The sequence below is a fragment of the Chryseobacterium kimseyorum genome (assembly GCF_025971945.1).
GTDB classification, from domain to species: domain Bacteria; phylum Bacteroidota; class Bacteroidia; order Flavobacteriales; family Weeksellaceae; genus Chryseobacterium; species Chryseobacterium kimseyorum.
Genome location: NZ_JAPDHW010000011.1, coordinates 93,146 through 107,052, shown reverse-complemented (window position 1 = coordinate 107,052; position 13,907 = coordinate 93,146). Strand labels below are relative to the sequence as shown.

Below are 13,907 nucleotides of genomic sequence, written 5' to 3'. Positions count from 1 at the left end.
AGGGTGGTTTTAGCGGTGGGGCTCACCTGTTCCCATTCCGAACACAGAAGTTAAGCCCACCAGCGCCGATGGTACTGCGAAAGCGGGAGAGTAGGTCGCCGCCAGTTTTTTTAAATCCTCAATCATTTACTTGATTGAGGATTTTTTTTGTGATATACTTCTGTGAAAAAGGAAGAAGGCAAGGAAAAAGGTAAATGTAAAAAGTAAAAATAGCCTAGTACGTGGTGTGAGATTGATGTTTCGGGTTTAGAGTTTTGTGTTTAATGTTCGAGGTGTTTGTTAAAGGAATCTCAATATTATATTACGTTTTACGGGAGCTAAGTTCAGGGTCTGAGATTAGCTTTGAAATTCAGGTAAGCAAGCGAACTCTGTATCTGTCAATTCTTCTGTTGTAGATAAATTGTAAAGGAAACAACAGGTCGCTCCTATGGAGCTTATATTAACAATCAGGATAATTGTCGTTCTATGAACAGTGCACCGCGCTGCGGTTATTATTTCACACTTGTTAGGCGATATTAGCTTATCTAATACTTCAAGGGTTTAGAGTATCTGAATTTAAAAATAAAAGAAGAAAATCCGTGAAAATATTTAATTGCTTCACAAAATGTAATTTTGCATAATCATCAATCATCAATCATCAATCATCAATCATCAATCATCAATCATCAATCATCTGACATCTGACATCTGACATCGAACATCTGGCATTAAACAATTAGACGTCAAAGAAGTCGGTAATGACGAAATCGCGTTATCCACCACTCCTCCCTAGCCCAGATCGCAACGGCATCCTTTTTTGTTGTTTGGCAAAGGCAGGGGGCACAAAAAAGATATAGTGGAGAGCTGGATAAAGCTCCTGAAAATTCTATGCGTTATTTCCTTTTCGGTTGAAAGATGTTGTTAAAGGGCACTGATTGTAAAGACAACTCTGCTTTGGTAGGACGAAGCCGGTATGGTGACTGAAACTCCGCTTAACTGAAGCTGAATTGGAATGTTGGAGTAAGACGCCAAAGCTAATACTGCCTGGATTCTGAAAAGTTCTACTGCTGTCTGCGTAAATGCTAAATAGCTTGTTCCTCCTGTTAACGTACAGAGCACGCACAGTGTCGTTCCGTTGCCTGTTCTTTTGGCGGATAATATTAATGAGCTATTCCAGGCTGGATTGGCTTCATAGTGCACAGAAACTTTACCGCCCCCTAAAAGCAACGGCACAGAAGCGGCTATCAGTATCTGATTAGCATTACTTTCATAAGTTCCCTGATGATTAGCTCCGGCTTCCATGATTGGAGTTATTGGAACAGTCCAGTTTGATCCCGATACAGTTAAAGTTTGGGAATTTGCTTTTACTCCCAATACTATCAGAAATGGAAAACAAAATTTTAACAGCAGTTCTTGCAGGATCATATATCTTATTTATTCAGTGATGGTGTATGTGATGACTACAGGAGTATTGCTTCGTGTAGATAAATTTGAATAATTATTTGTTGTCATAGAAATGGTGATTCGATGACCATTATTAGTTCCGGTTCCTGTATAAGCACCGCCAATTCCGTGGATAATCGTTGTAGACGCCGTTGATAATGTAATCTGTGCAACAGGTGTTCCGCGAACTCCAGCTCCCATTCCAGAAGCTGTTGCCGCCTGTAATTTTATATCGACTCCGGGAATTGTCTGGTTGATTGATGCTGTAACTCTTCTGCTTACGCCTCCCGGAGCAAGTGCTGATGTATAATTCAGCCACTTCGTATTGTCTGATGCGGGATTTACTAATGGTCTTCCTGCTTCAGTTGGAGCAATGAAATTAAAATTGAGATTTCCACTGGGCTCAACATCCAATAGAGCCACGACAGGTAGTGATACAGATACCGTTCTGTTTCCTGTGGTTTGAGAACTGATAGCTGTAAATATAGAAAAGCATATCATCAATATAAAACGATCTAATACTCTCATTTTCGCTTGCCGGTTTCTTGGTATCCAACCTTTACGGTTTCCTGTTGATATTTTACTTCTGTCTGTTGTTTCACGACATTGACAACTACATTTTTTGTTTCAGAAGGTGTCAGTGTAAAACTATAATGATCCATCGATATCCTGTAACGTTTGTCTAAACCGTTTCTGTAAACTTTTAAGTTCCAATCTCCCGGCCGCAGGTAAGTGAAATCAAATTTTTCACCCAGAAAACCTATTTTTCTGTAGGTTTGTCTGCCATCTGAAATTTCGATGATGATGTGATTCTTTTTCTTTTTTTTGGATTCAGAGATTTCAGAAGTAGAAATTTCTTTTTTGTTTTCATTTAAAATGATTTCCCCCAGAATCTGTGAAGAAACGGTCAATCCAAAATTAAATACATTTTCTTTTGCTGATAATGAAATTTCTGCAGGGAGCTGAACATCGGAGATGTCGTTCAAATCTGTAGTCGATCGATCTATTTCCAGGAAATAATCACCGGGAACAATATTTTTAAAAACGAAATTCCCGTGCTTATCGGTTACTGTAAGATGATTACCCAGCATGAGCCTTACTCCTGACGTTTTTCTGACACCGAGATTTTGGATATTGCCAATCAATGTCGTGTATTCTGCAGTTTTCTGTACCGGCACATTCATCCGCAAAGTATACCGTAGTGAAAAAATAAAATCTTTGTTTCCCAATTCTCCACGCTGTAACGTGTAGCGTCCTGAAAGATCCAGTTCATGACCTAAAAGCAACTGCTGATGATATAATATTTCAAACAGATTTCGGTCATTAAAATATTCTTCGGGAAGATAATTATTCTGATAAAATATACTCAGTTGTGATTTAGGAGAAAATCTGCTTAAAATTCTTGCTCCATAATAAATCTGTTTCTGATTTTGCATCTGATAACGCGAAGTCAAAGCGTAGCTTCCATATAAATTGAAAGAGGTTTTAAATTTTTCAAAACTCAGATTAGCGGTATACAAATTTGAGTGACCTTCAAAACCCGTAAGATAATTATCTGTTTTTCCAAACTGACCTTCGAGATTTAGGTGAAACGCACCGATCTGTTGATCTACACTCAATTTAAAAAATCTTTCGAAATAATCAAACTGTCTTGGCTCCAAACGGTCCTGGTATTTCTGAAAACCATTATAGAAAATTACGTTTCCGCCCTTTGTGTATCGGTAGTTGCTTCCATACTGTAAAAACTTACGGTACGGTGCTGCCAAAAACAAAGTGTCACGCTGAAAATTCCTTGCATCCTGTGTGTAATTCCCAAAGATGTTCAGTCTGTCTGAAATTCTGTATTGAAGGTTTCCGTTAAAGGTGTTGGTATTGGTAAAATATCCTGCAAATTTCGGACTTGCTTTGGTGTACATTACATTACCATTTACTTTCTCATAATTTGCCGTTGCCTGTATCATATAAGCATTCCCCTCGGTCAGGACAGTTTTGCTGTAGGCTACTTCACTCAGGATGTTTAAGTGATTATCAAGTTTAAATTTGCCTGTCAGAAATGGTAAGTGTGCATCAGAGTCAAGCCGCGTATTGTTAAAACCGAAGCCCGTTTCTTCAGTTCGGGGAATTTTATACAGGTAGCCTGCAGTAATTTCAGATTCTTTACCGATCTTCATTTGAGTATATACATTAAATTCATCTTTGATATCACGGAAAAACCGGGGATGATTATAAAACCCACCGATGCTTATTTTTTTAAACTCATACTTCAGTTCTGTACCACGGCCGTAGCGGGCAAACTCGGTGAGAAATGATGAAGAATATGTTTTGTCACCGAGATGAATATACAAGTTCTTGTTTTTATAATTGATAAAGTATTCCTCATACTGCGTGAAAGAATTAAACTCTACAGGATTTTCGCTTACTGCACGAAATTCCAGAAAACCTCTATTGTCTTTGTCTACACTCCCTTTACCATAAATTTCACCCTGAAAACCGTTATTGTACTCGCCACGGTTCTGCATTCCTATAAAAGATAGAGACGCTGACACGGGAATTCTGTGGTAAATATCATCATCTAACGGTTTCACCGAAATTATTTTGACACTTGTGTATGCAGTTTGGCTCTCTGCGGGATTTTCTGATGAGTGAACGGAGAGACTTAAATTCTGAAACTCGTTTTTACCCAAATTAATATCCGTCTTTTTAGACAGATCAATAATTTTCGATTCGCCGGGTGATAAACGTATTCGTGAACCTTGCTGAATGACTGCATTTCGGCTTTCAAGAATTAGATTTTCTGATCTGTTACCCTCATTTTTTAAGACAAAACCGGCTCTGATCGTTTCGCCAGCTTTTATAAATTCCGGAGATTGAAGCAGGCTCAGTGATATTTTTTTTGTCCGGTTAATAATTATTTCTGATTCTCTTTTCAGTATCAGTCCTGTTTTTATGTCTTTTGCATTAAGACTAATAACATAGTTTCCCTGTGGAATTTCTGTCAAAATTTTAAGAGCCAGTACATAGACTCTGATATCATTTGCAGGAACAGAGATCTCATTTTCACTGACAATGGGTATGAGAAAACGATTCGGAGTTTCAATATCAATTGTGTACGATTTATTTTCCGCGGTTGTATTTTCTATTGTAAATGAAATAGAAGTTGTTGTTCCCGGCTTGAGGCTGTCTTTTTTAGAGATAAATTCTCCAGACTGTTTTTGAGAAAGAAAAAGCGTTGGGAAAAGTATAGAAATATATAGTGTCCAAATTTTAATCATTTTTTACTTCTAGTTCCACATTGAGAGCGAATGCATTCTCTTCTTCGTCTGTTGCGATGATTACAGCATTATACTTGTCGGGCGGAACTTTGCTGATATCGATATGAAATGATTTTGAGTTGGATGGCAGTAAACCCATTGCAGGACTTGAAAAACTTCCTATTTTATCGCCTGTTTTCCGGTTGTAAATTTCTAATTTTGTGGTAGGTTTGCAATATAAATTTCCAGTATTGGCGATGGCAATTTTTACAACTTTTCTTCCTTCTTCTTTCTCGATCTTCACAGATTCAAATTTGAGCTCAGGTTTCGCTTTTTCTGCATCGAAATCTGTAATAATCTGAATGGCATAACGAACAATGGACGAAATATTTACGCCATCTCTGTTATCATTTGGTTTGATATCGTCCACAGGCTCTACAATAACGACGCTCCAATAGCTGCCTTCTTTTACAACAGTTTTTGGTACAGTAATCTCGTAGAAAATTTCGGTTTTTTCCTTTGCTTTCAACGTAACAAGATTGGTGTTCAGTTTGATCCAGGCAGAATTTGATTTCTTGTGAGAATCTGTTTTAGAGTAAAAAATAGATCCCTCAGCATTGTAGCTGAAATCCTGCAGGAATATTTTTACGCTCTGCGGACTGTTTTTCGTGTTTTCTATAGCAATTTTGCCTTTGTAAACTTGTCCGTTTTCAACTTTGTAATTATGGGTAAGTCCATTCAGAATGACAATACCGGCATGCAAAGATGCGAACTGGAAGATAAGGGCAAGAAAAAGTAAGATACGCTTGATCATTTCTTGTCAAAGGATTTGAAATTAAAAATCGCAATAGGCAATTAAGAAGAAAAAGCTGTTGCGATTTCTCCTTAATTTAATTGTATAAGTTTTTTCAGATTTTAGTTGTCCGAAATGGTGTACGTAACGGTTGCAGTTGCTGTTGTAGTCGCTTGAAGGTCAGCATAGGATGCAATAGAAGCAGCACCTGGCGCCAATTCATAAGTAAGATTATGTCCGTTGCTGGCACCGTCTCCTGTATATGCGCTTCCTATTCCTGAAACTACTGTCTGATCGGCTGCACTTAATGTCAGTTGTGCTGAAGGTGTACCTAAAGTTCCATCACCTGCACCTGAAGCTGCCGCTGCTGTCAGTTTAATGTCAATTCCGGGAACTAAAGCATTTAACTTCACAGATACGTTACGGGTAACATCAACATCAGATTTAATGGATGAGTAGTTCAACCATAAACTGTTGTTCGTACCACTTGCCACAATAGGAAGACCGGCCTCCGTAGGAGCGGTGAATCCCATGGTGATATTTTTGCTCGCTGCAGGCTCTATGTCTACCAAAGCGACCTCGGGAATTGTGATCCCGATTGTGTGGTTGTCTGTATTCGTGTCTTGCGCACTAAGGCTTGTAGAAATTCCAACTACTGCAAAACATATTGCTAAATTAGTTTTCAAATTTTTCACGTTTTTATATAATTTTAAGGTGCGACAAAGTTATGTAAATTTTAATTTAAGTATCAAATTAAAATCATATTATTTTTATTGTTGAATATATTGTATTTATAATTGATTATTAAGTTGAATTGAATAATTTAATTAATGACGATAACTCCACTTTAGTGTGGGTAATAGGAGAGAGTTCAAACAATGATGAATAAAGTTGTTTGTGAAAATAACTCCACTTTCAGTGTGTAAAATATGTGGTGGAAATGTGATTTTAGGATTTTAAACCTTTAAAGAAAAAATCGAAGATATGTTTTCGCAGTAATTTAAAGGAGAATCGTAATTTAATCTATTGAGCAGTCTCCGTAAGTTTTCAGAAGGAGTTTTGAAAAAAGCTTTATTTTGAAAGAGCGATATTTTATTTTAGAACTGTAGTTCCTGATTTTTAGAGGTCGATGATCTTTTAACGGAATTTCAGATAGTTCATATCAAATGCACGCTGCAAATCTTAATCGGATCAAAATAATCAGTCACTATTTTTGAAAGTAATAATGAGTTTCTGGTATCTTAATGTCGACAAATTTTTTAACGAAATAAAAATCTAAATGTTTTTGCTAGAATCTGCTTAAGATTCCCCAGTGAATTTTAATATCATTAAACTTAAATGGATTTCCAAATTCATTTCCGTTTGATAATTGGAAACTCATCAAGCCGATTGGAATAAAGAAGTTAAAGCCAAGCCCGACGCTGTATAATTTTGGCTTTACATTAAGCGACTTATTGTTCAGCTGTCCATACTGACCAAAGACATCAAAGAAGGCCTGATTACCGATGAGATAACGGTATTCTAATCCTCCGTAATAATAAAAATCTGCTGCTAGAGAACTTTCGTTGAAACCCCGGAGAGAATTCCATCCCCCAAAACGGTAAAGTTCATTGGCTGAGAAATCCACTTTTGAATCCATCATGGCACCCTCGGCTTTGATGTTGAGAAAATGATTTCCGTTGATATGATAATTGTGTTCCCCGAAAAAGTAGAACTGATTTTGCGGAGCAGTAATATTATCTTTGGTATAAACTGTCGTAAGATAATCATATCCTGCGTTGATTTTGGTTTTGTAAAGAAATAAATCAATGTCTGTAGGTTCGATCATTTCAAACCAGATTCCGATTCCTTTTTTGTTGTAATCTTTTCCCTGAACGTAGAGAGAATCGATGATTGTAGAGCTTTCAAAAGTTCCTCTCAACCCGATTTTATTCCGGCTGTTCATGTGATAATACAATGCCGGAAGTGCTTTTACATTGGCGAAAGTAGAATCCTGTCTGAAGATATTCACCTTCATATTCAAACCAACATTTGATTTAAATAAATAGGGAATGTCTGCCTGGAGATCAAAGTTCTGACCTTTGTCCGGGTTTCTCTGCCAGTATAAATTAACGGTTTCAAAACCGTTGAACATATTTCTAAAATTCACATTCAGCGTTCCGTTTAAGGTGAATTTCTCTGTTTTATCATTTCCAAAACCAATCACTCCATCAAAACTGTTCGTCTTCTTCTTTTCCATGAAAAGATAAATCTGCGTAGAATCTTTAGTGAAAAGTGTTTGTGGAGGCCGTTCAAGACTTACGAAGGCATGGCTTTGAAAATTTTTATTAATTGAAATCAGGTTTTTATCATCGTATGTTTTGCCTTTGAATTCTTTTTCAAGATTTTTCATAAATCTTTTAGGAACTCTGGAGTATCCTTTTACAACAAAACCGTCAATGGTTCGCTTATTATTCTTGCTGATATCCAACTCAACGATCGGATACCCGTTTTTCTGACCTTTATATTTTGATTTTATTCTGCTGAATGCAAAACCTTCGTCAATATATTTTTTATTGATGACCTTTTTTGTAGAATCTAAATTTTTGGTAAAAAAATCACGTTCAATTTTATATCTCGTAACAATAGAATCAGAAAGCGTAACAAAAGTTTCATTGAAGTTTTTTCCTTTATCGTAGATAATTTCCGTACTGTCGCCTTTTATTTTCACGTCTTTCAATTCGGTAAAAAAGTAATTACTCTGCGCCAGAGAATCGAGAAATTTTACTGCAGAAACAGAATCTTTTACCTTTTTCTTAACCTTCGTTTCAGAATCAATCAGAAAATAATACTTCTTCTGCGCTTGTGTAAAAACGCAGAACAGGATAAAAAATATGTTTAGAAATAACTTCAACTAATAATAAAGTGCTACTTTTTTCATCATTCCATAGAATTCCAGGCAGAGAATTTTCTCTCAATGTTCAGGTTCAATAGGAATAACAAAGATGCTGTTTTATTTAGGAGGATTTAAATGTACTGTAATAACTGAATCTAAGACAGTTTATTATACTTCTTCATTAAATTCTCATACGTTCCCTGCGGTAATATCCATTTCAAAGGAACTCCGATTTTCTGGCCGAATTTACCGAAATAATAATGAGCTTTCCACTTCTTTTTAGTTAAAAGTTGATCAACATATTCAGCGACTTCCAAAGGTTCGGTTCCGTCGCCAACGTGAGAATTCATCAGAGCGTACACCTTTTCAAAAACATTTGCGTACGGCTCTGAAACTAAAGTCTTTACTCTGTTTTCTGCGATATTGGTTTTAATATCGCCCAAGTGAAGCGAGCAGACGTCGATGTTCCATGGGTAAACTTCATATCTCATGGCTTCTGTCACTTTGTCTAAAGCAGATTTTGAAGCTGAATAAAATCCACGGAAAGGCAGCCCCATTTCACTTCCGATACTCGAAACATTGATAATTTTGCCAAATTTATTCTCTCTCATTTTTGGTAAAACTGCGCTCATCATCTGAACGGCACCGACAAGATTCAGATTAAATAATTGTAGAATATCCTCTTTTGTAGAATCTTCCACGGCACCCACCATTCCCATTCCGGCGTTGTTGATCAGAATGTCAATTCTTGTTTCTGTTTTTAAAACTTCTGCAATGGCATTCTGAACAGCATTGTTATCTGTAATATCTGTCGGGATAGATTTAAAGTAGGAGCTTTCGGTAAATTTTCGGCTCAGACCGTAGACTTTATGACCTTTCTTCCCGAAATATTCCGCTAACACGAAACCGATTCCTGAGGATGTTCCGGTGATGATGATTGTTTGTGACATTAGTATTGTAAATGTTTATCTGAATTAGGAATTTTAATTGAATTTTCTCCAGGCTTAAAATTATTCATTTTTATAAGTTTTTTAAGCTTATAATTAAATTCTTTATGAAAATCTGCGGCTGGAGCTATTTTATCTTCCTGAAAACAGGGATAATATTTTTGATCCACGATTGCTCTTCCAGTTGAAAAATTAATTTCATCATACATATTGAATTCGCAGGTGTCATCAAAGTTCTGAAGTGAACCGATCAAATGAAAATCACCGTTTTGATAACGATAGGTATGCTTGTAAGTCTGTGTATGTCTTGAGTTTGTGCTGAATGATTGTGTAACAATCAGAGTCCCTTTTTTTATTGTTATTTCCGGCAAAGGATTAGATTCTGGTGAAAATCCAATTTCTTTTGGTAAAATTATGGTTGAATTTTTTGTCCAGATTTTAAGTTTTCCACTACTGTTTTTCAATATGAAAAGTTCTCTTTGTGGGCTTTTACGATTATAAAAAGATTCCACCTTTTTAGGAGAATCAAAAATAATTATCGTTTCGTCAATTCCATCTTTATCCAAATCTCCTGTTGTTTCAGCAATTTTTACATAATCTTTAGGAACAACGAGATCTTTCAATTCCTGAGATTGGGAAATTGTGAAAAGTAAAATTGTGAAGAGCGTAAAGAAATTTTTCATAAAAAATGATTAAAAACTCAATCCGATATCTTCTTTTTCAATCATTCCTGTATCTTCCAAATTACAGATACATCCTTTTACAGTTTTGTAATTTCCTGAAATTCTGCTTTCTTTTCCTTTGCTGTCTTTGATGATGATTCCCGCAGAGTAATCGTTTCCTTCAGAATGATACGCTCTGAACAGAACATATTCATATCCATTATTTTTAAATAAAAGATTATCGATTTCCATTCCGGCGTTGTCTTTTCCGCCGCCTCTCATGTACGAGTTGTAATGAAATTTCTTCCAGCTTTCTTTCGTTCTTTCTGCAGGAAATTCCATTTCAACTTTGTTTTTGCTGCCAAAACGGTACTGAATGTATCCGTTCTTTTTATCCTTAACCAAAGACATTCGCTTTCCATTTTTAGTTTCAAATGAATAAACAACTTCTTCGTTAGGTAAAAGATATTGCGCCCAGAATGTTGCCGGAATTAAAAACGTTAAGATGAAGATGTACTTTTTCATATGAGTCTAATTTGTCAAAATATTTTCCAAATCTTCCCAAAACATCGGATAAGATTTCTCTACCACATTTTCATCTTCAATATTCAATTCTTTTATTAGACAAAACGGTGCAAAACTCATCGCCATTCTGTGATCCTGATAGGTTTTAATCGAAATATTTTCTTCCGCATTTTTAAACGCTAAAGATTTTATCGTCAAATCTGTAATTTCCGTTTCTGTTCCTAGCTTTTTCAATTCATTATGAAGGGCTGCTAGTCGATCGGTTTCTTTAACTTTTAAAGTTCCCAATCCAGAAATTTCGAATGGAATCTTCAATGCTGCCGCGGTTACGCAGAGTGTTTGTGCGATGTCCGGACAGTTATTCATATCCAAAACAATCTTTTCAGGAAAATGAAAATCCTCAATAGGTTGAAGAGTCAATTTATGTTCGCCTTCCGTGAAAATAGTTTTAATCCCAAAAAACTTTTCATAAATCTCTGCAATCGCAGAATCTCCTTGTGTGGATTCTTGGTAAAAGCTTTTCAGATGAACCGTTTCTCTTCCAATCGCAGCGAATGAGTAGAAGTATGACGCAGAGCTCCAGTCGCTTTCAACTTCATAATTGATGGTTGGTGATCGATGATTGATGACGGATTCTACTTTGATTGTGTTTCCCTCGAAATTATTTTTAATTCCAAAACGGGTTAAAATATTGAGTGTCATTTCGATGTATGACCTTGAAGTCACTTCGCCTACTAAATTAATTTCCAAACCGTTTTCCAGTTTTCCGGCAATCAGCAGGAGAGATGTGATAAACTGGCTCGAGATATTTGCAGGAACATTCACTTTTTTCTCAGTAATCTTTCTTCCAGTAATTTTCAACGGTGGAAAACCTTCATTTTCCAAATACTCAATTTCAACTCCCAAATTCTGTAAAGCGGTTACCAAATTTTTTATCGGTCTTTCTTTCATTCTTCCTGAACCGGTAAGAATGGTCGTTTTACCTTCCTGAATTGAATAATAGGATGTCAGAAAACGCATCGCCGTTCCTGCATGATGAATGTCAACAGTTTCAGACTCCGAAGACAGTGCTTTTTTTAATAATTGTGTATCCTGAGAATTGGATAAATTCCCAATCTGTATGTTTGAAAACAGACCTTCTAAAATCAATAAACGATTCGAAATACTTTTCGAACCGCTGATTTGTATGGTTTTATTTCCTGTTAATTTTGATTTTTCTAACTTCATATTCTTTAGCCGGAAGCTGGAGGTAGGAGGCTGGCAGTTTAAATCTTGTTTTAAACTTCCGGCTTCTGTCATCTCACTTCCTACATTATTTTAATTTTTCATTGTTCTGATGCCGGTCTTTGTCGCGATCAGTTTTCACTTTCATTTTTTTATCAAAGGCTTCCTGTAGATTGGTCCCGGTTTGATTGGCTAAACATAAGGTTACAAACAAAACATCGGCTAATTCCTCGCCTAAATCTTTGGTTTTGTCGCTTTCCTTTTCGCTCTGTTCGCCGTATCTTCTGGCAATGATTCTTGCAACTTCGCCAACTTCTTCGGTCAGCATTGCCAGATTCGTCAGTTCATTGAAATAACGGACGCCAATGGTTTTGATCCATTCATCGACTTGCTGCTGCAGATTTGTAATTTCCATTAAGATTTGTGATTAATCTGTTGCTCCAATATACTTATTTTGGCATTCAGCTTTTCTATTTCGTCTTCTCTTTCTTGAGTATTTGATTGTCCCAATTTTTCTGTGAAGTTGGCAACTCTTTTAAAAAACTTTCTCACAGCTAAGTAAACTACAATAAGAATAAGTAGACTAGCAATTTTGAAGATATTAAAATCCATTTCTACACTTTAAATTATTGATAAGCTCCCAAAGTCGGACTTGTAGTTCTTGTAGCTCCGACAATATCCGTCGGGACGGTTGCTGCAATTGAAACTGCACCTTTATTTCTTGCCGGAGAATCTGCTTTCACACGAAGATTCATTTGAGCAGCAAAATAATTCACGAATTTCGGATCTTCATTTTTTATACTTTGAATCACATTCATAGGATTGTTATCAAATGTAAAGCCTGAACCAGAAGCTCCTGCGTATTTTATAGAAGAATTCTGAATACGGTACTGAAACTGCTGTCCTGGCGTCTGTTCAAAGTTTACGGAATCGTCTCTGTCTGAGTATACAATACTGTTCAGGATATTTAAATTCTGCAATGCGCCCTGCTCGGTTTGCCCACTTTCGTTTTTCCATTCGTTCGTTGCGAAAATCCCCAAGCGGTTAAGAGATCCCATCGTTGCTGAATAGTTGGCAATGGTAGAGTGAGTATATGTGTGATTTCCACCTTTGAAAATCCCGATTGCGGCTTCACCACAATTATTCATTACCAAATTACTCCCATTTATCTCAGAAGCAACTGCGTAAATTCCGTATTCCTGAAAAGTGTGGATGAACGAGTTTTTGATAATTGCACTGGCCTGTTTCATTTCAAGGCCTCTTGTTCCGCCGAAAAGTCTGGTGTGATTCATATTTAAAAGAGAACCTGCCGCCATTCTGATAGAGTTCCAGTTTTTTGGAATGGTATCGTAGTAGGAATCATTTCTGTCTCCACGCATAATAACCTGGTCGCTTTGAGTTCCGTTGATGTTTAAAGTTCCTCCTGCAGCTACTTTCATTCCGCTGTTTTTATGGAAATATACTTTCGTTCCAGCCTGGATGTCTAAAGTTACACTTGGATCTATTGTGAGATCACCGTAGATGATTTTTGCTTTATTGTTAGTCCATGTAGTATTGCTGCTTAAAACATTGGGGTTTGTAGGAGTCTGTATAAAAAATTCAGCATCCTGAACGACAGAGAATAAAGTGACATGTTGCTGTCCTGCCGGACTCGTGAAAACCACACGGTCTTCTGCAATTGCCTCAGGGCCAGTAGCCTGTGGGGCAATTTCAACGTAGATATACAGGCTGTCTTTTTTTCTTAGTGGAACGTTGGTGAAATCATGACCGGCTTTTCCGTCAACATTAATCTTATATAAAGAAGCAGCCCCTTTTTCAAGACTGATTCTTGGGATCATAATATCTTTATCTTCATTGTTGTACACTTTCACAGCATAGGTCTCAGACCTTACCTGATGATAAACGGTATCACAAAATACAGTATCTCTCGAAAAACTCAGTTCCTGGGAAGGTGCATCAAAAGAGATCTCATCTTTATTACACGAAACGGCAAAAACAAGTACCCAGAAAGAACAAAACAGAAGTAATTTGAATTTCATCGAAAGTAAAATTTAATATAGATTTCAAATTTAACGAAAATACTTCAATTTTCATATGTTCCGGTTTTATTGTTTTTACTGTCGTATGCTATTGAGGCGGTTTGAAATTACTTTATACCAGACTATTTGTAATCTGTGAAAAATTATTACATAACTATTTGTATATTAT

General features: G+C 36.5%; 13 protein-coding genes and 1 rRNA gene. 1 reads left to right on the top strand and 13 read right to left on the bottom strand.

Annotated elements, in window-relative coordinates; all coding sequences use genetic code 11:
- The first annotated feature begins 2 nt into the window (after window positions 1-2).
- A 5S ribosomal RNA gene (gene rrf / locus OMO38_RS15400) occupies window positions 3-107 on the top strand.
- A gap of 793 nt (window positions 108-900) precedes the next feature.
- Here the strand turns inward: rrf and OMO38_RS15395 are convergent.
- The 13 genes from OMO38_RS15395 to OMO38_RS15335 form a co-directional block, all read right to left on the bottom strand.
- Window positions 901-1,404: a hypothetical protein gene (locus OMO38_RS15395; protein ID WP_264751074.1), complete on the bottom strand. Its 504-nt coding sequence runs from the start codon at window positions 1,402-1,404 to the stop codon at window positions 901-903.
- Window positions 1,405-1,413: 9 nt separating this feature from the next.
- Window positions 1,414-1,950 carry a hypothetical protein gene (locus OMO38_RS15390; RefSeq protein WP_264751073.1) on the bottom strand — a complete coding sequence of 179 codons (537 nt, stop codon included), beginning with the start codon at window positions 1,948-1,950 and terminating at the stop codon, window positions 1,414-1,416.
- On the bottom strand, window positions 1,947-4,694 hold the full coding sequence (locus OMO38_RS15385; protein WP_264751072.1) for a COG1470 family protein: 2,748 nt from the start codon (window positions 4,692-4,694) through the stop codon (window positions 1,947-1,949). Before OMO38_RS15385 ends, OMO38_RS15390 begins: the two co-directional genes overlap by 4 nt.
- Window positions 4,687-5,487: a DUF3324 domain-containing protein gene (locus OMO38_RS15380; protein WP_264751071.1), complete on the bottom strand. Its 801-nt coding sequence runs from the start codon at window positions 5,485-5,487 to the stop codon at window positions 4,687-4,689. The genes OMO38_RS15385 and OMO38_RS15380 overlap by 8 nt, the downstream gene beginning before the upstream one ends.
- 101 nt (window positions 5,488-5,588) lie before the next feature.
- The gene (locus OMO38_RS15375; RefSeq protein WP_264751070.1) at window positions 5,589-6,161 is read right to left on the bottom strand and encodes a hypothetical protein; all 573 of its coding nucleotides are present in this window, start codon (window positions 6,159-6,161) and stop codon (window positions 5,589-5,591) included.
- A gap of 593 nt (window positions 6,162-6,754) precedes the next feature.
- Entirely contained in the window at window positions 6,755-8,359 is a 1,605-nt protein-coding gene (locus OMO38_RS15370) for a BamA/TamA family outer membrane protein (RefSeq protein WP_264751069.1), read from the bottom strand.
- Window positions 8,360-8,496: 137 nt separating this feature from the next.
- Window positions 8,497-9,291 carry an SDR family oxidoreductase gene (locus tag OMO38_RS15365; RefSeq protein ID WP_264751068.1) on the bottom strand — a complete coding sequence of 265 codons (795 nt, stop codon included), beginning with the start codon at window positions 9,289-9,291 and terminating at the stop codon, window positions 8,497-8,499.
- On the bottom strand, window positions 9,291-9,971 hold the full coding sequence (locus OMO38_RS15360) for a hypothetical protein (protein WP_264751067.1): 681 nt from the start codon (window positions 9,969-9,971) through the stop codon (window positions 9,291-9,293). The genes OMO38_RS15365 and OMO38_RS15360 overlap by 1 nt, the downstream gene beginning before the upstream one ends.
- 9 nt (window positions 9,972-9,980) lie before the next feature.
- On the bottom strand, window positions 9,981-10,475 hold the full coding sequence (locus tag OMO38_RS15355; protein WP_264751066.1) for a hypothetical protein: 495 nt from the start codon (window positions 10,473-10,475) through the stop codon (window positions 9,981-9,983).
- Window positions 10,476-10,481: 6 nt separating this feature from the next.
- Window positions 10,482-11,702, bottom strand: a complete 1,221-nt coding sequence (locus tag OMO38_RS15350) for a 3-phosphoshikimate 1-carboxyvinyltransferase (protein WP_264751065.1) — start codon at window positions 11,700-11,702, stop codon at window positions 10,482-10,484.
- A gap of 85 nt (window positions 11,703-11,787) precedes the next feature.
- Window positions 11,788-12,114, bottom strand: a complete 327-nt coding sequence (locus OMO38_RS15345) for a nucleotide pyrophosphohydrolase (RefSeq protein WP_264751064.1) — start codon at window positions 12,112-12,114, stop codon at window positions 11,788-11,790.
- Complete coding sequence (locus OMO38_RS15340; RefSeq protein WP_264751063.1) at window positions 12,114-12,311, bottom strand: hypothetical protein; 198 nt, start codon at window positions 12,309-12,311, stop codon at window positions 12,114-12,116. The genes OMO38_RS15345 and OMO38_RS15340 overlap by 1 nt, the downstream gene beginning before the upstream one ends.
- Before the next feature lie 14 nt (window positions 12,312-12,325).
- On the bottom strand, window positions 12,326-13,738 hold the full coding sequence (locus OMO38_RS15335) for a hypothetical protein (RefSeq protein ID WP_264751062.1): 1,413 nt from the start codon (window positions 13,736-13,738) through the stop codon (window positions 12,326-12,328).
- Between the last annotated feature and the right edge of the window lie 169 nt (window positions 13,739-13,907).